Raw genomic sequence first — 19,817 nt, 5'->3', positions numbered from 1 at the left:
GGAAAAGGCGCGGGAGCCTGTCCCCTCGTGCCATGGTGGGGCGTTTGGGCTATTCGGCGGCAAAGACCGGATCGGGGTAACCGACGCGGGCCAGATAGAGGCCATGTCCCGGGCAGACCGGGCCACAGGCGGCACGATCGCGGGCTTCAAGTGCTGCCTTTACGTCGGCGGGGGACCAGCTGCCTGCGCCGACCCGTTCCAGCGTGCCGACGAAGCTGCGCACCTGATTGTGCAGAAAGCTGCGGGCGCGCACGTGGAAATGGATTTCCGGTCCGGTGAAGCCCGCGACCCGTTCCACCGTCAGCTCGTCCAGGGTTTTGACCGGGCTGGCGGCCTGGCAGATGGTGGAGCGGAAGGTGGTGAAATCGTGGTGCCCGATCAGGTGATCTGCGGCCTGCTGCATCGCCTCGGCATCAAGATCATGCGGCACCTGCCAGACCTGGCCTGCCTCATGGGTGGCCGGGGCGCGGCGCATCAGGATGCGGAAGAGGTATTGCCGCTCTACCGCCGAGAACCGCGCGTGCCAGTCATCGGCGACCCTTGCGCAGGAGGTGATGGCGACCGGATTGGGCTTCAGGTGGAAGTTCAGCGCCTCTGACAGGCGGAAGGGGTCCCAGTCTTTCTGCAGATCGCAATGCGCCACCTGGCCCAGCCCGTGCACTCCGGCATCGGTACGTCCGGCGGCTGCGATGGTGTGATCCCCAGGCTCCAGCCGCGCCAGCGCAGCCTCGATCGCCCCCTGCACAGAGGGGTGTTCCTTCTGCCTTTGCCAGCCGGCAAAGGGCGCCCCATGATATTCGACTTTGAGAGCAAAACGCGGCATGGCGCGGCAGTAGCGCGGTGTTGGACGCAAGGCAAGTCCTTTGCCCCGACGGGCCTTTGCCAGCTGCATCGGGCACTGGTATCCTGATCGGAGCCTGCCTATCTTGGGCTGAGCGGCCGGGCCGCCGGAGCGACAAAGCAGAGCAGAGTACAGCAGAACAGGACAAAGGCAGGCGCGTGGTACTGACATCCCTAGCCGACAGCGCAGCCCGCCGGGTCGAGGCCCTGGGCAGCAGCCTGTCGGAGACTTTTCTGGAACCGAGCCTGAGGCTCGGCGTCACCGGTCTGGCGCGGGCGGGCAAGACCGTCTTTATCACCTCTTTGGTGGCCAATCTGATGAACCGGGGCCGCATGGTGCAGCTATCGGCGGCGCGGGATGGGCGGATCGAGACCGCCTATCTGCAACCCCAGCCCGACGACACCGTGCCGCGGTTCGACTATGAATCCCATCTGGCCGCCCTCACCGGGGCTGATCCGCATTGGCCGGACAGCACCCGCGCCGTTTCCGAACTGCGCCTCAGCCTGAAGGTGCGGCCCTCCGGGCTGCTTGCCGGGTTGCAGGGCCCCCGGGTGCTGCATTTGGATATCGTGGATTATCCGGGGGAATGGCTGCTGGATCTGGCGCTGCTGGACAAGAGCTATGACCAGTGGTCCGGCGAAGTGCTGGCCCGGATCGCCGGGCGGGAAGAGGCGCAGGGGTTCCTTGCGGCCGCAGGGGCCACCGATGCGCATGCCGCCCATGACGAGGGGCAGGCGCAGGCGCTGGCGGCCTCCTTTACCGAATACCTCAACGCCGCGCGCAATGCCGGGTTCTATGACTGCACGCCGGGCCGGTTCCTGCTGCCGGGTGATCTCGCAGGCTCACCGGTGCTGACCTTTGCGCCGCTTGCCGCCGGGGAGGGCAGCCCGCCGCGTGGCAGTCTGCGGCGTGAAATGGCGCGCCGCTATGAGGCCTACAAGGCGCGGGTGGTGAAGCCGTTCTTTCGCGATCACTTTTCCCGCATCGACCGTCAGGTGGTGCTGGTCGATGCGCTGGGGGCGATCCATTCCGGCCCACCCGCAGTCGAGGATCTGCGCCAGTCGATGGCGGATATCCTGGGCGCCTTCCGGCCCGGGCGCAACCGGTTCCTGACCCGGATCCTGGGCGGCAAAAGGGTGGAGAAGATCCTGTTTGCCGCCACCAAGGCGGACCATTTGCACCACGTCCAGCATCCGCAGCTGACCGCGATCATCGAGGCGTTGACTCGCGAGGCGCAGGACCGCGCCCGCTTTGCCGGGGCGGAAACGGCGGCCCTGTCGCTGGCCTCTTTGCGGACCACGACCGAGGAAATGCGCGCCCATCAGGGACGGGAGTTGCCCTGCGTGCGCGGCACATTGCTGGAGGGTGGACGGCAAGCGGCCTTTTACCCCGGCGCTTTGCCCGAGGACCCGGGCAAGCTGCTGACCCCGGCGCGCCAGGGTGCTGAGAGCTGGCTGGAGGGAGACTATCAGAGCATGGCCTTTGCGCCTGCGCCCCTGAGCCTCAGACCCGGGGATGGCCTGCCGCATATCCGACTGGACCGGGCCGCCGAATTCCTGATCGGAGACCGTCTATGAGCCTTGAATTGCGCCCGGCGCGCCCGACGGATGCGGGCACGATTGGCGATATCCTGCACCGGTTTGCGGCAGAAACGCCCTGGATGCCAGAGCTGTATTCCGGGGCCGAGGCGATTTCCTTTTGCGGGGTGATGATCGACCGGGGATGGGTCACCGTGGCCGAGGAGGGCGCCAGGGTGCTGGGATTTTTGGCCCGTGATGGCGCGGAAATCTGCGCCCTCTATCTGGCGCCCGAGGCGCGCGGGCAGGGCATAGGCAAACGCCTTCTGGACGCGGCCAAGGGGACCAGCGGGCATCTGCACCTCTGGACCTTTGAGGCCAATTCCGGGGCGCAGCGGTTCTACCTGCGCGAAGGGTTTACTGAGACGGCGCGCAGCGATGGCGCGCGCAATGACGAAGGGCTGCCGGATATTTCCTATGCCTGGCAGGCCGCGAAACAGGAGGCCGCGTGATGAGCCAGGGACCCGTCGTCTTTGATCTGGAGGAAGACCAGAAATCGGCCCCCGCTGTCAGCGATGCGCCGCCGGTTCCCGATCTTGGGCCGGAGGTGCCGGGCGGGCCGCCTCCGGCTGCCATGCAGCGGGCTGCGGCGCTGGCGGCCCGGCCTCCCTCGCGGCTGTCGCGCTGGTTCTGGGGCACGGTTCTGGCACTGCTCGGCGCGATGGTGTCCGTTGCGGCCTGGGATTTTGCCACCGGGCTGATTGCACGGGTGCCGGTTCTGGGCTGGGCGATCTCTGCCGCTTTGCTGCTGGCGCTGGTGCTGGCGGCGCTGATGCTGCTGCGCGAAGGGCTGGCGCTGGCGCGGCTGAAGCGGGTTGACGATCTGCGACAGGCCGCGATCCCGGCGGTGGAGGATCCCACGGCGGCGCGCGCCTATGTGGCGCGGCTGGAGCGGTTTTACGGAGATCGCGCGGATCTGGCCTGGCATCGCGCGCGGCTGGCGGAACGCAGCCCCGAGGTGATGGATGCCGATGCCTTGTTGCAGCTGGCAGAAGACGAGTTGCTGGCGCCGCTGGATGCGCGCGCCCTGCAGGAGGTCGAAGGCGCCGCGCGGCAGGTGGCGACGGTGACGGCGCTGGTGCCGCTGGCACTGGCCGATGTTGTGACGGCGCTTGTTGCCTCGGTGCGGATGATCCGGCGGGTGGCCGAGATCTACGGCGGACGCTCGGGCCTGCTTGGCTCCTGGCGGCTGACGCGGGCGGTGCTGGCGCATCTGGTGGCCACCGGCGCGGTTGCGGCGGGGGACGATCTGCTGGAATCCGTGCTGGGCGGATCGGTCCTGTCGAAATTGTCGCGGCGGTTTGGCGAAGGTGTGGTCAATGGGGCGCTGTCGGCGCGGGTTGGCATCGCCGCGATGGAGGTCTGCCGTCCGATGCCGTTTTCCCCGCGCCACCGCCCTTCGACCCGCAGGGTCGTGCAGCGGGCGCTGTCCGGTCTGTTTTCAAGATCCAAGTCAAAGGTGGACGCAGACCGCTAGGCGCGCGCCTTAGAACAGTTTGGGCGGGGCATCCTTGGGCTGGCGCATGGCGGTTACACCGGTTCTGAAGCCTTCGCCGATCCGGTCGGCGAGCGCGCCCCAGCTTTGCGCGGTCTGCGTGGGCAGCTCAGCCTTCAGAACGCTGTGAAACAGGTCAAGCCAGAGTGGGAAATGCTCGGCCTTGATATCGGGGCGAGAGACATGCACCCGCATCGGATTGCCGTTGTAGCACTTCTCGCGCAGGATTGCGTTGCGCCAGAACCGGGCGATCTTTTCCTCGTGTTCCGGCCAGTCGGTCACATGGGCGCCGAACACCGGCCCTAACACGGGGTGCTGCCGTATCTTGCCATAAAAAACACGCACGACCTCGTCGATCTCGGCGCCGCTGATGTCAAAGCGGCGCAGCGGGGCGTTTTGTGCGGGGGGTGTGGGCAGATCGGGGGAGGTCACGGGAGCTCCTGACTTTGGTTTCGAAGGACAGCAATAGCCGGGCCAGAGGCGCGGGAAAAGGGGGCTGACCTAGGCTGGCCAAAGCCGTTTTGAAAAAAAATCGCATCGGGCATGAAACTTTTTTCGCGGGGGCTTCGTGGCTGTGGGCAGAGGTTCAAACAAAGGGAGAGATACCTATGGCCCATCTGGCTTCATCCTATGCATCCTACGAGACGTTCCTGCGCGGCGCGGACGCCTTCTGGTCGGTAGACCTGGGGGCGATGAATAATTCGGGCGTCACCGGCGATGCGCTGCTGTCGGTCAATACCGAAGAGGACGGTACCCGCTATCTGAATATCTCGATCTCGGCGGCGGGGCTGACCCCGGATGTGCGCCACGCCCAGCATGTGCATGGCACCTTTGATGACGAAGGGAACCCCTCGGATGCCCGCATGCCGGTGATTGCGGATGATGCGGATCAGGACGGATTTGTCGAAGTGCTGGAAGGGTTGGCCGCCTATGGCGACATCCTGTTGCCGCTGACCGATGGCGACGGGGTGCTGCCGATGACCCGGTCGGACGGCACGATGAATTTCATCCAGAGTTATGAGCTGGGTGACGACAGCAACTTCTTCAGCCCGGTCAGCGGCAACGACTATACTGCGGCGGATCTGATGCCGATGGAAAACCGGGAAATCGTTATTCATGGGCAAAATGTGGGGTCGGGCTTCGGCGCCGGGACCGGCGGCGAGATCAACGGATCGCAGGATGGCTATGTCGGCCTGCTGCCCGTGGCCGCGGGTGAGATCGAAGGCACCAACCGGGCGCAGGCGCTCGACATCCTTGAGGACCAGTTCCAGCGGGCTTCGGAAACCGTGCGTCTGGGCGCGGGGGACGATGTCTTTGATGGCGGTCTTGGCAATGACCGGATTTATGGTGGCAAGGGCACTGATCGGATCGATGGCGGCGCCGATGATGACTGGCTCTGGGGACGTAGCCAGAACGATGTGCTGCGCGGTGACGGTGGCGACGATCATCTTTTCGGCAACAAGGGCAGCGACCGCCTGTTCGGTGATGAGGGGGATGACCACCTGAAGGGCCACGGTGGCGGCGATGATCTGAACGGCGGCTCTGGCAATGACATGCTGAAAGGCCACCGCGGAGATGATATGCTGGAGGGCGGCGCCGGACGCGACATGCTGAAGGGTCACAGCGGCGATGATGTCCTGACCGGCGGCAATGGCCGCGACGTGCTGACCGGTGGCGCGGGCTGGGATGAGTTCGTCTATGCCGATATGCGCGAAGGGCGCGACCGGATCTCCGATTTCGAGGACGGGATCGACCTGATCAGCCTCAATACGCTGGGCATGGATTTTGCCGATCTCAGCATCAGCGATGCGGGGCGCGGCGCGCGGGTGGAATTTGGCAATACCTCGATCCTGCTCGAAGGCGTCATGGCGGATCAGCTGGACCAAAGCGATTTCATCTTCTGATCCCTGCTGTTGAGGGCAAAACAACGACGGGGCGCGGTCTTCTATTTGAGGGCTGCGCCCTTTCTTTTGCCGCGATAGGGTAGCGTAAATGCCCTGCCCGGAGACCCCACAATGACAGACCACGGCCACAGCCCGCAGGAGATCAAGGACCGGATCGGCGCACCGCCGGGGCGGGGGGTGCTGCGCGATGTGGTCTATGGCGGCATCGACGGATCCGTCACCACCTTTGCCATCGTGGCGGGGGTGGCGGGCGCGGGGCTGTCGCCCTTTGTGATCGTGGCGCTGGGGCTGGCCAATGTGCTGGCCGATGGGTTCTCCATGGCGGCAGGCAACTATTCCGGCACCAAGGCCGAACTGGACGACGCCCGCCGACTGCGCCAGGTCGAGAACCACCATATCGACCACTACCCGGATGGTGAACGCGAAGAGGTGCGGGAGATCCTGCGGCTCAAGGGTTTAAGCGGTCGCGTGCTGGACGAGGCCACCGACGAGATCTGCAAGAACCGCGAAACCTGGGTCGACCTGATGATCGAGGGCGAATACGGGCTTGCCGGGGTCGACCCACACCCGATGAAGGCCGCCATTGCCACATTCGTGGCCTTTCTTGTGGCGGGGATGGTGCCGCTGCTGCCCTTTCTCTTCGGTCTTCCCAACGCCTTTACCGTGTCCTCCTGGATGACCATGGGCTGTTTCTTTGCCATTGGCGCCCTCAAAAGCCGCTGGTCGCTGGCGCCCTGGTGGCGCTCGGGCGGGGAAACGCTGGTGATCGGCGGTGCGGCGGCGGCCATGGCCTATGGCGTGGGGCTGATGTTCCACGCTTGAGGCGCGGTGTCTGCCCTGCGGGGGGAAATGTTTCGCGTGCGAAACGGTTTAAGACCTTGTCAGGTTATCCTGACATTCCATTTTTATGGCGCGCTGAGGCCCCGCAACGGGGGCCGCAGAACCTGTGCTTCTGACTGATCCGCAGCGCGGATCACTTGACCTGGATTTTTGGAGGGTAGCCGTAGAGGTCCAGAGACTTGTCGCGTTCACTGGACATTCCGGCCAGCACAGCCGCCCCCAGCAGACCACCACCCCAAAGAACCTGCGCGGCGGCATTTTCCTGGGCCTTGAGCTTGGTGAGGTTCGTCACCTCTATGGTTTGAGTGACAGTCTTTTTGCCATCGGTGCAGGCGATCGTCATCGGCGGTGTGGCGCGACCAAAGCTGGGCAGGTTCACCTTGCCCGGAACCCGCAGGGCGCCCGAAAAGGCGGAGCTGGTCAGTGTACAGTCCGCTTGGGTCATGGGGGGATTGGCTTCGTTCAACTCGTTTTGCGCAAAGCTGATCCGGGTCTGTGTCGCCGTTTGCAATGGCAGCTTTTTCCCGGCCGCGGTCAGCGAGATATTCTTTGAGACAGGCAGCTGTTCTGCGGTTTGCAGCCTGCTGGCGTAGGTTTCGCTGGGGGATTCTGCGGTGTCGCAAGCCGAAAGCGTGACGCTGGCGGAAAGCAGCGCGGGTAGAATGTAGGTTTTCACTAAAAAGGGTCCTGCGTTGTGTCTTTTTAATTGATTATTCCTCCGTAAATACAGCGCATGAGTGTGTCCGGCAACTGTTGAGGCGCAAGAATGTTGCGCAGCAGCGCAAGGTGTCGCGACGTTGTGTGCTTTACCCTCCTGATGCAGCGCCCTATAAGGCCCGCATGTCCCACCGTGCGGCCATCATTATTCGAATTACGTACCCGGCGCTCTGATCCGAACACGGAATCCTAAGAGCCGCCGGGCAAAGGTGCTTGAGCCATCGCACCGAACCGAATATCCCACAGATAATCCTGACGACGACCAGCTATTCAAAGGACGCCACCGATGTGCGCCGACACGCCTCAGACCCCCGACTATAAGAACACCCTGAACCTGCCCAAGACCGATTTCCCCATGCGCGCGGGCCTGCCCAAGCGGGAACCCGCATGGCTGGAGCGCTGGGCAAAGATCGGTGTCTATGACCGGCTGCGCGAAAACAACGAAGGCCGCGAGCCGTTCACGCTGCATGATGGCCCGCCCTACGCCAACGGCCACCTGCACATCGGTCACGCGCTGAACAAGACCATCAAGGACATGATCGTGCGCTCGCACCAGATGATGGGCTATGATGCGCGTTACGTGCCGGGCTGGGACTGCCATGGTCTGCCGATCGAATGGAAGATCGAGGAACAGTACCGCAAGAAGGGCAAGAACAAGGACGCGGTGCCGGTCATCGAGTTCCGCCAGGAGTGCCGCGCCTTTGCCGATGAATGGGTCGACATCCAGCGGGAAGAGTTCAAACGCCTTGGCATCACTGGCAACTGGGCCAATCCGTACCTGACCATGGATTACCACGCCGAAGCGGTGATCGCGGGCGAATTCCAGAAGTTCCTGATGAACGGCACGCTGTATCAGGGCTCCAAACCCGTGATGTGGTCGCCGGTGGAAAAAACCGCGCTGGCCGAGGCCGAGGTGGAATACCACGACAAGGAAAGCTTCACCATCTGGGTGAAGTTCAAGGTGGCCGAGCCTGCCGATCACAAACTGGCGGGTGCCTATGTGGTGATCTGGACCACCACCCCCTGGACCATGCCCTCGAACAAGGCCGTGGTTTACGGCGAAGACATTGCCTATGGCCTTTATGAGGTGACCGGCACGCCAGAAGAATCCTGGGTCAAGGTGGGCGACAAATACGTTCTGGCCGATAACCTGGCCGCCGACGTAATGAAGCGCGCGCGGCTGGAGGAAGACCAGTATACCCGCGTTGCCGATGTACCGGTGTCCGATCTCGAAGGCATCGGTCTGACCCACCCGCTGGCGGGCGCCGAAGGTGGCAATGGCGAATGGGACGAGATCCGCGATTTCCGCGCGGCCGATTTCGTCACCGACACCGAAGGCACCGGTTTCGTGCATTGCGCGCCCAGCCACGGGATGGAGGAATTCGAACTCTACCGTGACCTTGGCATGCTGAAGCAGGTCATCACCTACAACGTGATGGACGACGGTTCCTTCCGTGCCGATCTGCCGTTCTTTGGCGGCAAATACATCCTGAACCGCAAAGGCGGCGAGGGCGACGCCAACAAGACCGTCATCGACAAGCTGGCCGAGGTCGGCGGGCTGATGGCACGTGGCAAGATCAAGCACAGCTATCCGCATTCCTGGCGTTCCAAGGCGCCGATCATCTATCGCAACACGCCGCAGTGGTTTGCAGCCGTGGACAAGGAGTTGGGCGACGGGCTCGATACCTATGGCAAGACCATCCGCGAGCGGGCGCTGACCTCGATCGACCAGTTGGTGAAATGGACGCCGCAGACCGGGCGCAATCGTCTCTATTCGATGATCGAAGCGCGCCCTGACTGGGTGCTGTCGCGTCAGCGCGCCTGGGGTGTGCCGCTGACCTGCTTTACCAAGAAGGGCGCCCTGCCCACCGATGACGATTTCCTGCTGCGCAACGATGAGGTCAACGCCCGTATCGTCGCCGCCTTTGACGAAAAGGGCGCCGATGTCTGGTACGAGGACGGCTTCAAGGCGCAGGTGCTGGACGGTATCGTTGATCCCGACGCCTATGATCAGGTCTTTGACGTTCTCGACGTGTGGTTCGATTCCGGTTCCACCCACGCCTTTGTGCTGCGTGACCGCGAAGATGGCACCGAGGACGGTATCGCCGATGTCTACATGGAAGGCACCGACCAGCACCGCGGCTGGTTCCACTCCTCCCTGCTGGAGGCCTGTGGCACCCTGGGCCGCGCGCCCTACCGCAACGTGGTGACCCACGGCTTCACGCTGGATGAGAAGGGCATGAAGATGTCCAAATCGCTGGGCAACACCATCGTGCCGGAAAAGGTCGTACAGCAATACGGCGCCGATATCCTGCGTCTGTGGGTGGCCCAGACCGATTACACCGCCGACCAGCGGATCGGCCCGGAAATCCTGAAAGGCACCGCTGACAGCTACCGCCGTTTGCGCAACACCATGCGGTACATGCTGGGCAGCCTTGGCGATTTCACCGAGGACCAGCGCGTTGATCCCGCCGAAATGCCCGAGCTGGAGCAATGGGTGCTGCACCGTCTTGCGGAACTGGATCACAAGGTGCGCTCCGGCTATGCCGCCTTCGACTTCCAGGGCGTGTTCTCGGCGGTCTTCACCTTTGCCACCGTGGATCTGTCGGCCTTCTATTTCGACGTGCGCAAGGATGCGCTCTATTGTGATGGCGATACGCTGAATGCCCGCGCCGCGCGCACCGTTCTGGACATCCTGTTCCATCGCCTGACCACCTGGCTGGCGCCGATCCTGGTCTTCACCATGGAAGAAGTCTGGCTGGAACGCTTCCCGGGCGAGGACAGCTCGGTCCATCTGGTGGACATCCCCGAAACCCCGGCCGACTGGCTGAACGAGCCGCTGGCCGCGAAATGGGCCGCGATCCGTCAGGCCCGCCGGGTGGTGACCTCGGCGCTGGAAATCCAGCGCACCGACAAGGTGATCGGTGCCTCGCTTGAAGCAGCGCCGGTGGTGCATCTGCGCGACCCGGAGGTTCTGGAGGCGCTGAAATCGGTGAATTTTGCCGATATCTGCATCACTTCGGATGTGGTGCTGACCGGTGATCCGGCCCCTGCCGAAGCCTTCCGCATGCCCGAGATCGACGGCATCTCGGTTGTGTTTGAAAAGGCCGAAGGCGAGAAATGCCAGCGCTGCTGGAAGATCCTGCCGGATGTGGGCACCCATGCCCATGCCGGTGTCTGCGGTCGCTGCGACAGCGCGCTGAGCTAAGACTTACCGCCTCCTTTTGCGGGGGTGGGTCCAAAACAGATTGCGCCGCCGTTGCCTGTTGAGGGCAGCGGCGGCACTTTTTCGTCGGACATCCGGGTCTTTGGAGAGGGGCGGCGCGCGGAGATCAGGCAGCAACGACCTTTTGCGCCGCCTTGTAATTGGCACAGGCGTTGATGACGTTCATCGGCAGCGGCCCAACCGGGTGGCCGGCCAGCAGGGCAATATACTGCCGCCACAGTGCCTTGGCAGCGGCGGAAATCTCGGATTGGGCACCGTAGGCAGAGCCCGTCACGCGTTCGCGGCGCATGTCGTCCTGCGCCTTTTCCCAGGGTGATGCATCCGGTTGCCCCGGCATCTGCTGCGCGTCGCGTACCACCAGGGACGGCTTGGCCGGACCAGTGAAGACCGAGTTCACACTGCTATTCTGCATGTTTGACGAATTTTGCAGGGCCTCTTCGCGCTGCTGGCGGAAGGCCAGACCCTGCTGGCTGCCATCGACCTGTTCGGTCGCGGCTTGAATTTTTTCCTTCTCGGGCAATGCTTTCAGGCGATAGGCCGATTGTTCGGAGAGGCCCATCTTTTCGGACAGGCTGGCGTTCTCCTTTTCAGCCTGCACTGGGCCGACCATGACCGGCTGATTGGCTGACCAGCTTTGTTTCCAGGCCAGGTTGGCCGCATCCAGTCGAATCATGTCCTTGTTCCCACCTTTACTTTACCGAGACGTGCAGCTGGTCTGTCCTGTCATTGCTCCTCCAGGTGACCGAAAGGCTGTCCGTGGCAGAGGCCGGATATTGCTGCACGACGCAGGCACCCCGCTCTGCGTGCCTTCATTAATACATATTAATTAAACTGCTTGGCACCTGCCCGCTTGGGCAGGGGAGAGCGGCAGAGGGATAAGGCACCTATACCAAAGTGCGCATTTCGCACCTTGAGCGGCTCGCCCGGGCTTGCGGCCCGCTTCGGCCCGCCGCAGGGTGGGAATGCCCAAAGTGAACAACCGCAAGAGGACAGAACACATGCAGCAGCCGAGCGCGCATCTGAAAACCCCGGTCGGGCGGGTGGTCGTGACCGCGCAGGATGGGGCGATCACCCGGCTGCGCTGGCAGGAAACTCCCGCAGAACCTACGCAGGCGCCTGCCGGAGATGCCGCAACGGAGGAGGTGCTGAGCCGGGCAGTGGTGCAGCTGCGTGCCTATTTCGCGGGAGAGTTAGAGGCCTTCAGCCTGCCGCTGGATGTGGCAGGGTCCGCCTATCAGCAGGCGGTTTGCGCGGAAATCGCCGCCATTCCCTTTGGCGAGACGCGCACCTACGGTCAGCTGGCGCAGACTCTTGGCAGTTCGGCGCAGGCCGTAGGCAATGCTTGCGGCGCCAATCCCATTCCGATCATCATCCCCTGTCATCGGGTGCTGGGTGGCAGCGGGCTTGGCGGGTTTTCAGGGCAGGGTGGGGTCGAAACAAAAGTATCCCTGCTGCGCCATGAGGGCGCGGCAGGGTTGCTGATCTGAGATCCTAAGGTTTGTCCGTCAGGCGAGACGCCTGAAGCGCTGTTCAGGACAACAATGCTTTCGCCTTGTCATACTCTGACATGGCGCCGGTGCCGGTTGGGGCAGGATCGCCTGCGGCCAGACCCAGAACGACGGTTTCCATATCTGCGCCGCTGGTCTCTGCCAGGCTGGTGTCCGCCTGCGCGGGCTCTGCCTCTTCGGGGACCTCAAGCGGGCTGACCGCGACCTCGGTCGCCGGATCGCTGTCGCTGACATTGCTCACAGAAACGGTGATCTCGCCTGCTTCATTGGTTTCAAACAGGGCCACAAGGCCGCCGTGTTCGCCGTTCTCGAAGTTAATCCTGATCTCGCCGCCGCCGGTGCCGCTGTCTGTCGCGACATTCAGCCCGCCGTCCTCGCGGGTGACCTCGATGTCGAATGCGCCGCCGAGGTCTTCAATCCGGATGGAAATTTCGCCAAAGCTGCCGCTCAGCACCGCATTAACACCCTTGGGTTGTGTGGTTTCTGCCGGAGGCTCTGCGGGCGTTTCAGCGGCCTGCTTGGCGCGCCAGCCCCAGGCCTTGGCATGATCGGGCGGACCAACGCGGTCCGGCTGGTCCGACTGGCCGGGCGGCGTGAACTGCCGGGGCGCAGAGTGGGCGTGATGGGCGGATGACTGGCCGCCGGGGGCATGGATCGAATTCATGGTATGATCTCCTGAACGATTGGAACGCACCCCCGGTGCAAAGGATGCTCCATCGATCCTGACGATCAGAATTTAAGGCAGGCTTACCCCAGGGAAGCCATAGTGCCTCGCATTTGAGACGGCTTTGAGACGTATTCAGAAGCTACTGGTTTCAGGCCGGTTTTGTCGCACGTGGTTGCGTCGGCAGCAGGCTCAGGCGCGTTTGGGCGGGAAAATCTGCTGCACGATCCCGACGAAAAGCAGGTAGACCGAGGTCACGATCAGCCCCCAGTGGGCCCAGCTTTCGGGATGGAAATCGATCCAGGCCGCATAGCCTGCCAGCGCGGTCCAGACCAGCGCCACCGGCAGCGAAATGCGGCGCCAGCGCTGGGTGCGGACCGGATGAATGAACTTCAGCGGCAGGAACATCGCGATGGAGAGCAACGTCACCAGCGCCAGGCTGGTCCAGTGGCTCGGCTCCAGCGCAAAGATCACCAGCACCAGCATGTTCCAGCAGCCGGGGAAGCCGGAAAAGGAGTTGTCCTTTGTCTTCATCCGGGTGTCAGCAAAATACATCGCACTGGCAAAGGTGATGACGATAATGGCGAACCAGCCGGTCCAGCCTGCCATCAGCCCGGATTTAAACAGGGCAAAAGCCGGGATGAAGACATAGGTCAGGTAATCGATGATCAGATCCAGCAGGACCCCGTCAAACTGCGGCGCGTAGCGTTTGACGTGATAATGCCGCGCCAGCGGGCCATCCACACCGTCCACCGCAAAGGCCACCACCAGCCACAGGAACATCAGGCTCCACTTGGCATCGGCGGCCGCCAGCATTGCCAGAATGGCAAAGACGGCGCCGGTGGCGGTCAGAAGATGAACGAGAATGGCGCGGATCTGAGGTTTCATTCACCCGTGATGGCGAATTTGCCCTCGGCCCGCAAGGGTTCAGTGCAGCGTTTTGCTGATATGGGGCGCGTTTTCCACGGCCGCATCAAAGGCGGCACCATCATCGGACATATACAGCATTTCCCTTACGACGCCGGGGATGGAGCCGGGGAAGGGCCAATGCGAAACAGGAATGGAGCGGGGGAGGCGGATCTGAGAGACAGGCGCCGCCGGTGCAGCGGGAGCCTGGCCAAAACAGAAATGGGGGTCGTGATACATAGGGCATCCTTTCTGGAGCGGGTTTGCCCCTATCAACTCTGAACGCGGTTAAGGAGAGGTTGTCGGCAGGCTTCGGAATATATTGCATTTTATTGATTTCGCGCGCCGGAACGCCTGCCTCACCCGGCGGTGTGCCGCGTGGTTGTTTTGCATTCTGATAATTGCATGTTTAATGTGCTGGCCAGATATGCTCCGGCACGGGGAGCGTCTGAAGGAGGAGCGTGATGCCAGACCAGAGCGCACATTGGAACGCTGTCTATGAGAGTAAGGCGCCGACGAGCGTCAGCTGGTATCAGGCGTATTCCAAGGCTTCGCTGAAGGCTATTGATCTGATCGGCGCGCAGGATCAGCCGTTTCTGGACGTTGGGGGGGGCGCTTCGGATCTGGCGGCGGTTCTGCTGGAACGTGGCTGGCGGGATCTGACGGTTCTGGATATCTCCGACGCTGCTTTGTCGGTACAGGCACAGCGGCTGGGAGACCGGGCGCAGGAGGTCGTGCGCATCGCTGCCAATATCACTGAATGGGTGCCGCCGCGCGCCTATGGGATCTGGCACGATCGGGCGGTGTTCCACTTTCTGACCAACGCGGCCGACCGTGCCGCCTATGTGGCTGCTTTGCGGATTGGAGTGCGTTCCGGCGGGCATATGATCCTTGCAACCTTTGCGCCGGACGGGCCGGAGACATGCAGCGGCCTGCCAGTGCGCAGATATTCCGCCGAAGGGCTGGCGCAGGAGCTGGGGGACGCGTTCACCCTGTTGCACCACTGGCGAGAAGTACACCAGACACCGGGCGGCGCCGAGCAACCCTTTACCTGGGCTGTCTTCCAGCGACGCTGAGGGGCCTTTCGGTCTGAGATCAAGCCTTGGGATGGGCGCGGTTGTAGACTTCCATCAGATGTGCCGTATCCACCGCCGTGTAGGCCTGCGTGGTGGAAAGCGAGGCATGGCCCAGAAGCTCCTGAATGGCGCGCAGATCGCCTCCGGCCTCCAGCAGGTGGGTGGCAAAACTGTGCCGCAGCGCGTGGGGCGTGGCCGAGGCAGGCAGGCCCAGCTGGGCGCGGGTTCTGGCCATGACCCCCTGGATCTGGCGGGGGTTGAGGACACCACCGCGCTGGCCGCGAAACAGCGGTGCGTCCTGCATCTGCGGATGCGGGCTGAGGTCCAGATAGCGATCCACCGCATCGCGGGCGGCGGCGATCACCGGCACCACCCGTTCCTTCTCGCCCTTGCCCTTGATCCGCAAGACCTGTGGCAGCGGCGCATCGCCGCCGGTGAGGCTGAGCGCCTCGGAAATGCGCAAGCCGCAGCCGTAAAGCAGGGTCACGACCGCCACGTCGCGGGCGGCGACCCAGTTGCTGGTGGATTGCAGCTCGACCGTCTCGATGACGGCGCGGGCAGCGTCCTGCGCCAGCGGGCGGGGCAGCTTTTTCTGGAACTTCGGTGCCCGCACCGCAAGAACCGCGGTGGGCTCGAACCCTTCGCGTGTCGCCAACCAGCGATAGAAGCTTTTGACCGAGGAGAGTTTGCGTGCCAGCGAGCGTGAACCGGTGCCCGCGCTGCGCTCGGAGGCCATCCAGGCGCGCATGTCGGCGGTAGAGATCTGCGCCAGCGCCCCCAGCCCCTGTGGGCCGCCGGTATGGCTGGTCATGAAGGCGAGGAAGCTGGTGACATCGCCCTGATAGGCGGTGATCGTATTGGCCGAGGCGCCCCCCAGCGCGGCAAGCCCCTCCAGCCAGTGCTGCAGGGCGTCGCGGCAGGCCGGGGAGATCAGGCTCATGACAGCCAGCGGCGCATGGTTCGTTCAAAGACACCCGCGAAGAAGCCGAGAAGGTCGGTGCCCTGCTGCGGCGAGAACTGATGCGGATCCTCAGAGCCGAGCACCAGCATGCCGGGCAGGCGGCCGCTGCCCAGATCCAGCTTCAGGCAAGCTTCGGAGCGGATCCACTCCGCCTTGCCGCCATAGATCCGGGCGCTGCCGGTCTGCAGCTGGCGCAGGGTGACCTGACGGTCCGGCCCGCCGCGCCCGCCTGCGGCGGCATAGTCGGCGACATAGCCGGGCGAGACGATTTTCAGCACATCGCCGATACGTTCGGCAGCGGCGCTGCCGTCCTCCTGCCGGGTTTCCAGCACCAGCGCCAGCGCGTCGACGCGCAGGATTTCGGCCATCTCCTGATTGAGGCTGGCCAGGAAACCGGTGAAATCGGTGGGGTCCAGCAGGCGCAGCACCGCGCGGTGGATCTGGTTGGTGCCGGACAGGTTTTCATAGGCCGCGGCGATGACCGAACGGTGGGTGTCCTCCAGCCGATCCAGTCGCGCCTCCAGCCGCTCCATGGCGATGCCGCGCAGATCCACGATATTCGAGCCCATCGCGCGTTCATTGGCGCTGACGAGGGCGTTCATCAGATTCTGATCCTCCAGGATCGCGTCTGGTTTTTCCAGAATCGCGGCGCGCAGGGCGTCGTCGAGTTTGGCGGTATTGCTGCTCATGTTCGAACCTCTTTGGGGTCTTTTGACAGGGTTATAACATGGGTTTCGGGCGATGCGGGTGAAAAATCTGTCTCTGGTGGGAAAACGCCGAAGCTCCGCATTAAGGGTATCGGGAGGCTCCCGCCCACTGCGGGGCCGCCATGGGCGGCCTCCTCGCTGGTTGGGCCGGGCGCCGGGCTGTTGCCCGGCGTGGCGGTCCTGGCGGACCTTTTGAGGTTTGCTGAGAAGCGTTTGAGGGGGCGCTCTGCCCCCTCAAAGCGCCATGTCGATTGTGTATTGGAAGGGACCGCGTCAAGGGTGGATCGCGCGGGGCGCGACCGCTCTGCGGCCCTTGACCCGGCGGGGCGTGGGATAAGAAAAAGGCGCCCTGGAAAGGGCGCCTTTGGGGCGTCGGGTTATTGGACCCGGATCAGAGGATCTTGATGCCTGCGGCCTTGATATCTGCGAGGAAGGCATCGAGGCCCTTGTCGGTCAGCGGGTGATTGACCATGGATTTGATCACGGCGGGCGGGGCGGTGATCACATCGGCGCCGATTCGGGCGCTATCCAGCACGTGGTTCACGGTGCGGATCGAGGCGGCGAGAATCTCGGTCTCGAAGCCGTAGTTGTCGTAGATGGTGCGGATGTCTTCGATCAGCTCCATGCCATCGAGGTTGATGTCATCCAGACGCCCGATGAAGGGAGAGATGAAGCTGGCACCGGCCTTGGCCGCCAGAAGCGCCTGATTGGCGGAGAAGCAGAGCGTTACGTTGACCATATTTCCGTCGTCGCTGAGCACCTTGCAGGCCTTGAGGCCATCCCAGGTCAGCGGCACCTTGACGGCGATATTCTCGGCGATTTCGACCAGCTTGCGGCCTTCGGCGATCATGGTTTCGGCATCGGTGGCCGTCACTTCGGCGGAAACGGGACCGTCGACCAGATCGCAGATTTCCTTGGTGACTTCGATGATGTCACGGCCGGATTTCTTGATCAGCGAGGGGTTGGTGGTGACGCCATCCACCATGCCAAGGTCATTGAGTTCGGCAATGGCATCGATTTCGGCGGTATCTACGAAGAATTTCATATCCGGGAATCCTTTGGCGTGGGTTGGCCTTGATTGGGCTAGCCTTTACCTCATGGGGGAGGCATTAAAAAGCCCCGGCGGTTTTGCAGGGACACTTTGCACGGACAATTTGCAAGGGCACAAGGTAGGTAGCGGTGAGCGATCAGGAGCATTTCGAAGCAGGAGAGCGAGTGGCGGTGCTGACCACGCAGCCGCTTGACCGGCTTCTGGATTACCGCGCCCCCGAGGGCGGTTGTTTCCTCGGTGCCTATGTCGAGGTGCCGCTGGGTCCGCGCAAGGTGCTGGGCGTGGTCTGGGGGCCGGGCGCGGGCGATTTTGATTCGTCGAAACTGCGCAGCGTGACCCGGGTTCTGGATGTGGCGCCGATGCGGGGCGAGATGCGCGCGTTTCTGGGCAAGGCGGCCGATTACACGCTGACGCCGATGCCCGCGATGCTGCGGTTGGCGAGCCGGGCGCCGGGGCTGTCCAATCCGCCCTCGATGCGCAAGATCCTGCGCCGCGGCGATCAAGAGCCGGACCGGATGACCGATGCCCGCGCCCGGGTTTTGGACGCGATGGAGGAATTTGGTGGGCTGGCTTTCACCCCCAAGGAACTGGCCGATATGGCGGGCGTGACTCCGTCGGTGGTCAAGGGGCTCGTAAAACAGGGCGCCCTGCGCGAGGAGGAAACCCCGCGCGATCTGCCCTACCCGCATCTGGACCCCGATCTGCCGGGCAAGGCGCTGACCGACGATCAGGCGGCAGCAGCGGCGGCGCTGGAAGAGGGCGTCAAAAGCGGCGCCTATGGCACCACGCTGCTGAAAGGTGTCACCGGATCGGGCAAAACCGAGGTTTATCTGGAAGCGGTGGCGGCGGCCTTGCGCGCCGGGCGGCAGGCGCTGGTCCTGTTGCCCGAGATCGCGCTGACAGCGGAGTTTCTGAAACGGGTCGAAGCGCGGTTCGGCGCCACCCCGGCGGAATGGCATTCCGGCGCCACCATGACCGAACGCCGACGGGTCTGGCGCATGGTGGGGCAGGGCAAGGCGCAGCTGGTGATCGGCGCGCGCTCGGCGCTGTTCCTGCCGTACCGGAACCTTGGGCTGATCATCGTCGATGAGGAACACGATACCTCTTACAAGCAGGAGGATGGCGTCCTTTACAATGCCCGCGACATGGCGGTGCTGCGCGCGGCCATGTGTTCGGCGCAGGTGGTATTGGCCTCGGCTACGCCCAGCCTTGAAACCTGGGCCAACGCCGACGCAGGCAAGTACAAGCGGCTGGATCTGACCTCGCGCTTTGGCGCCTCGGTGCTGCCGGAGATGCGCGCGGTGGATATGCGGGCCGAGGATCTTCTGCCCTCGACCTGGATCTCTCCGATGCTGAAATACGCCATGAAGGCGCGGCTGGAGCGGGGGGAGCAGTCGCTGTTGTTCCTCAACCGGCGGGGATTTGCGCCGGTGACCATCTGCCGGGCATGCGGCGCACAAGTGGCCTGCGATCAGTGCGACAGCCGCATGGTCGAGCACCGGTTCCTGAAACGGCTGATGTGCCACCAATGCGGTGAGACGAAACCGGTACCCGAGGTCTGTCCATCGTGTCAGGTCGAGGGCAAGATGGCCCCGGTCGGCCCCGGGATCGAACGGCTGGGAGAGGAGGCAGCGGCGCTGTTTCCCGAAGCGCGCATCGCGGTTCTCAGCTCGGATCTGTTTGGGTCGGCCCGCGCGCTGAAGCAGCGGATCGAGGAGATTGCGGCGGGGGAGGCGGATATTATCCTCGGCACGCAATTGGTGGCCAAGGGGCATAACTTTCCGCTGCTGACGCTGGTGGGCGTGATCGATGCGGACCTGGGTCTGCAGGGGTCTGACCTGCGCGCAGCAGAGCGGACATTCCAGCTGATGCGGCAGGTAGCAGGGCGTGCCGGGCGGGCGGAAAAGCCAGGCGAGGCGCTCTTGCAGACCTTTCAGCCCGAACATCCGGTGATCCGGGCGATCCTGTCGGGGGACGAGGAGGCCTTCTGGAAGGCTGAGGCCGCTGAACGGCAGGCCGCCGGGGTGCCGCCCTTTGGCCGTATGGCGGGGATCATCCTGTCGGGATCGGATCTGGCGCAGGTCTTTGATCTTGGCGAAACGCTGGCGCGCAACGATGGCGCCCTGCGCCAGATCGGCGCGCAGCTGTTCGGCCCGGCCCCTGCGCCCATTGCCCGGGTCCGGGGCCGCCACCGGGTGCGACTTCTGGTGAAGGCGGCCAAGGGCGCGCCCTTGCAAGAGGCCATCGCCCGTTGGATCGCGCCGGTGCGGCCAAAGGGCGATCTGCGCCTCAGCGTCGATATCGACCCGCAGAGTTTCTTTTAGGGTACGGGGCCTTCCTGCTT

General features: G+C 63.7%; 18 protein-coding genes. 9 read left to right on the top strand and 9 right to left on the bottom strand.

What is annotated here, in order from left to right:
• Positions 1-49 precede the first annotated feature (49 nt).
• Positions 50-823 carry a tRNA pseudouridine(38-40) synthase TruA gene (gene truA, locus SM766_RS05830; RefSeq protein WP_368947353.1) on the bottom strand — a complete coding sequence of 258 codons (774 nt, stop codon included), beginning with the start codon at positions 821-823 and terminating at the stop codon, positions 50-52.
• 176 nt (positions 824-999) lie between these two features.
• On the opposite strand from truA, the gene SM766_RS05825 reads away from it, so the two are divergent.
• The 3 genes from SM766_RS05825 to SM766_RS05815 are packed head-to-tail and all read left to right on the top strand — an operon-like array spanning position 1,000 to position 3,895.
• Positions 1,000-2,418 (top strand): YcjX family GTP-binding protein, encoded by a 1,419-nt coding sequence (locus tag SM766_RS05825; RefSeq protein WP_368947206.1) that lies wholly within the window; start codon positions 1,000-1,002, stop codon positions 2,416-2,418.
• The gene (locus SM766_RS05820; RefSeq protein WP_368947205.1) at positions 2,415-2,870 is read left to right on the top strand and encodes a GNAT family N-acetyltransferase; all 456 of its coding nucleotides are present in this window, start codon (positions 2,415-2,417) and stop codon (positions 2,868-2,870) included. Before SM766_RS05825 ends, SM766_RS05820 begins: the two co-directional genes overlap by 4 nt.
• The gene (locus SM766_RS05815; protein ID WP_368947204.1) at positions 2,870-3,895 is read left to right on the top strand and encodes a YcjF family protein; all 1,026 of its coding nucleotides are present in this window, start codon (positions 2,870-2,872) and stop codon (positions 3,893-3,895) included. The genes SM766_RS05820 and SM766_RS05815 overlap by 1 nt, the downstream gene beginning before the upstream one ends.
• A 9-nt stretch (positions 3,896-3,904) precedes the next feature.
• Here SM766_RS05815 and SM766_RS05810 read toward each other — a convergent pair whose 3' ends face one another.
• Positions 3,905-4,345 carry a group III truncated hemoglobin gene (locus SM766_RS05810; RefSeq protein WP_368947203.1) on the bottom strand — a complete coding sequence of 147 codons (441 nt, stop codon included), beginning with the start codon at positions 4,343-4,345 and terminating at the stop codon, positions 3,905-3,907.
• A gap of 176 nt (positions 4,346-4,521) precedes the next feature.
• Between SM766_RS05810 and SM766_RS05805 the strand changes: the two genes are divergently transcribed.
• Together SM766_RS05805 and SM766_RS05800 are read left to right on the top strand one after the other, a co-directional pair.
• Positions 4,522-5,817, top strand: coding sequence for a calcium-binding protein (locus SM766_RS05805; RefSeq protein WP_368947202.1), 1,296 nt, complete (start codon positions 4,522-4,524; stop codon positions 5,815-5,817).
• Between the two features lie 111 nt (positions 5,818-5,928).
• Positions 5,929-6,639, top strand: coding sequence for a VIT1/CCC1 transporter family protein (locus SM766_RS05800; protein ID WP_368947201.1), 711 nt, complete (start codon positions 5,929-5,931; stop codon positions 6,637-6,639).
• Positions 6,640-6,790: 151 nt separating this feature from the next.
• Here SM766_RS05800 and SM766_RS05795 read toward each other — a convergent pair whose 3' ends face one another.
• On the bottom strand, positions 6,791-7,333 hold the full coding sequence (locus SM766_RS05795; RefSeq protein WP_368947200.1) for a hypothetical protein: 543 nt from the start codon (positions 7,331-7,333) through the stop codon (positions 6,791-6,793).
• A gap of 327 nt (positions 7,334-7,660) precedes the next feature.
• Between SM766_RS05795 and ileS the strand changes: the two genes are divergently transcribed.
• Complete coding sequence (gene ileS, locus SM766_RS05790; RefSeq protein ID WP_368947199.1) at positions 7,661-10,582, top strand: isoleucine--tRNA ligase; 2,922 nt, start codon at positions 7,661-7,663, stop codon at positions 10,580-10,582.
• A 124-nt stretch (positions 10,583-10,706) separates the two neighbouring features.
• Here ileS and SM766_RS05785 read toward each other — a convergent pair whose 3' ends face one another.
• Positions 10,707-11,273 (bottom strand): hypothetical protein, encoded by a 567-nt coding sequence (locus SM766_RS05785; protein WP_274834527.1) that lies wholly within the window; start codon positions 11,271-11,273, stop codon positions 10,707-10,709.
• Positions 11,274-11,598: 325 nt separating this feature from the next.
• Here SM766_RS05785 and SM766_RS05780 point away from each other — a divergent pair, with 325 nt between their 5' ends.
• Complete coding sequence (locus tag SM766_RS05780; RefSeq protein WP_368947198.1) at positions 11,599-12,087, top strand: methylated-DNA--[protein]-cysteine S-methyltransferase; 489 nt, start codon at positions 11,599-11,601, stop codon at positions 12,085-12,087.
• Between the two features lie 43 nt (positions 12,088-12,130).
• Here SM766_RS05780 and SM766_RS05775 read toward each other — a convergent pair whose 3' ends face one another.
• Both SM766_RS05775 and SM766_RS05770 read right to left on the bottom strand, forming a co-directional pair.
• The gene (locus SM766_RS05775) at positions 12,131-12,772 is read right to left on the bottom strand and encodes a hypothetical protein (RefSeq protein WP_368947197.1); all 642 of its coding nucleotides are present in this window, start codon (positions 12,770-12,772) and stop codon (positions 12,131-12,133) included.
• A gap of 192 nt (positions 12,773-12,964) precedes the next feature.
• Positions 12,965-13,660 (bottom strand): CDP-alcohol phosphatidyltransferase family protein, encoded by a 696-nt coding sequence (locus SM766_RS05770; protein WP_065272653.1) that lies wholly within the window; start codon positions 13,658-13,660, stop codon positions 12,965-12,967.
• A 482-nt stretch (positions 13,661-14,142) separates the two neighbouring features.
• On the opposite strand from SM766_RS05770, the gene SM766_RS05765 reads away from it, so the two are divergent.
• Positions 14,143-14,754 (top strand): class I SAM-dependent methyltransferase, encoded by a 612-nt coding sequence (locus SM766_RS05765; protein WP_368947196.1) that lies wholly within the window; start codon positions 14,143-14,145, stop codon positions 14,752-14,754.
• Between the two features lie 19 nt (positions 14,755-14,773).
• Here the strand turns inward: SM766_RS05765 and SM766_RS05760 are convergent, their stop codons facing one another.
• The 3 genes from SM766_RS05760 to fsa all read right to left on the bottom strand — a co-directional run bounded on the left by SM766_RS05760 (position 14,774) and on the right by fsa (position 17,467).
• Positions 14,774-15,694 (bottom strand): tyrosine recombinase XerC, encoded by a 921-nt coding sequence (locus tag SM766_RS05760; RefSeq protein ID WP_368947195.1) that lies wholly within the window; start codon positions 15,692-15,694, stop codon positions 14,774-14,776.
• A complete protein-coding gene (locus SM766_RS05755) occupies positions 15,691-16,404 on the bottom strand; it encodes a DUF484 family protein (RefSeq protein ID WP_274831324.1) in 714 nt (237 codons plus the stop codon). The genes SM766_RS05760 and SM766_RS05755 overlap by 4 nt, the downstream gene beginning before the upstream one ends.
• Positions 16,405-16,813: 409 nt before the next feature.
• On the bottom strand, positions 16,814-17,467 hold the full coding sequence (gene fsa / locus SM766_RS05750; RefSeq protein WP_347509075.1) for a fructose-6-phosphate aldolase: 654 nt from the start codon (positions 17,465-17,467) through the stop codon (positions 16,814-16,816).
• Positions 17,468-17,601: 134 nt separating this feature from the next.
• Between fsa and SM766_RS05745 the strand changes: the two genes are divergently transcribed.
• Positions 17,602-19,797 (top strand): primosomal protein N', encoded by a 2,196-nt coding sequence (locus SM766_RS05745; RefSeq protein ID WP_368947194.1) that lies wholly within the window; start codon positions 17,602-17,604, stop codon positions 19,795-19,797.
• Positions 19,798-19,817 lie beyond the last annotated feature (20 nt).

The organism is Pseudophaeobacter sp. A-200-2 (assembly GCF_041008815.1).
Classification (GTDB): domain Bacteria; phylum Pseudomonadota; class Alphaproteobacteria; order Rhodobacterales; family Rhodobacteraceae; genus Phycobacter; species Phycobacter gallaeciensis_A.
The sequence above is the reverse complement of the archived record's forward strand: the minus strand, read 5'-3'. Positions and strand labels throughout refer to the sequence as shown.

What these genes read in the sequence shown, in the direction of transcription:
- truA (WP_368947353.1), bottom strand. Translation starts at nt 823, where the DNA reads ATGCCGCGTTTTGCTCTCAAAGTCGAATATCATGGGGCGCCCTTTGCC.
- SM766_RS05820 (WP_368947205.1), top strand. Translation starts at nt 2,415, where the DNA reads ATGAGCCTTGAATTGCGCCCGGCGCGCCCGACGGATGCGGGCACGATT.
- SM766_RS05815 (WP_368947204.1), top strand. Translation starts at nt 2,870, where the DNA reads ATGAGCCAGGGACCCGTCGTCTTTGATCTGGAGGAAGACCAGAAATCG.
- SM766_RS05805 (WP_368947202.1), top strand. Translation starts at nt 4,522, where the DNA reads ATGGCCCATCTGGCTTCATCCTATGCATCCTACGAGACGTTCCTGCGC.
- SM766_RS05800 (WP_368947201.1), top strand. Translation starts at nt 5,929, where the DNA reads ATGACAGACCACGGCCACAGCCCGCAGGAGATCAAGGACCGGATCGGC.
- ileS (WP_368947199.1), top strand. Translation starts at nt 7,661, where the DNA reads ATGTGCGCCGACACGCCTCAGACCCCCGACTATAAGAACACCCTGAAC.
- SM766_RS05785 (WP_274834527.1), bottom strand. Translation starts at nt 11,273, where the DNA reads ATGATTCGACTGGATGCGGCCAACCTGGCCTGGAAACAAAGCTGGTCA.
- SM766_RS05780 (WP_368947198.1), top strand. Translation starts at nt 11,599, where the DNA reads ATGCAGCAGCCGAGCGCGCATCTGAAAACCCCGGTCGGGCGGGTGGTC.
- SM766_RS05775 (WP_368947197.1), bottom strand. Translation starts at nt 12,772, where the DNA reads ATGAATTCGATCCATGCCCCCGGCGGCCAGTCATCCGCCCATCACGCC.
- SM766_RS05770 (WP_065272653.1), bottom strand. Translation starts at nt 13,660, where the DNA reads ATGAAACCTCAGATCCGCGCCATTCTCGTTCATCTTCTGACCGCCACC.
- SM766_RS05765 (WP_368947196.1), top strand. Translation starts at nt 14,143, where the DNA reads ATGCCAGACCAGAGCGCACATTGGAACGCTGTCTATGAGAGTAAGGCG.
- SM766_RS05760 (WP_368947195.1), bottom strand. Translation starts at nt 15,694, where the DNA reads ATGAGCCTGATCTCCCCGGCCTGCCGCGACGCCCTGCAGCACTGGCTG.
- SM766_RS05755 (WP_274831324.1), bottom strand. Translation starts at nt 16,404, where the DNA reads ATGAGCAGCAATACCGCCAAACTCGACGACGCCCTGCGCGCCGCGATT.
- fsa (WP_347509075.1), bottom strand. Translation starts at nt 17,467, where the DNA reads ATGAAATTCTTCGTAGATACCGCCGAAATCGATGCCATTGCCGAACTC.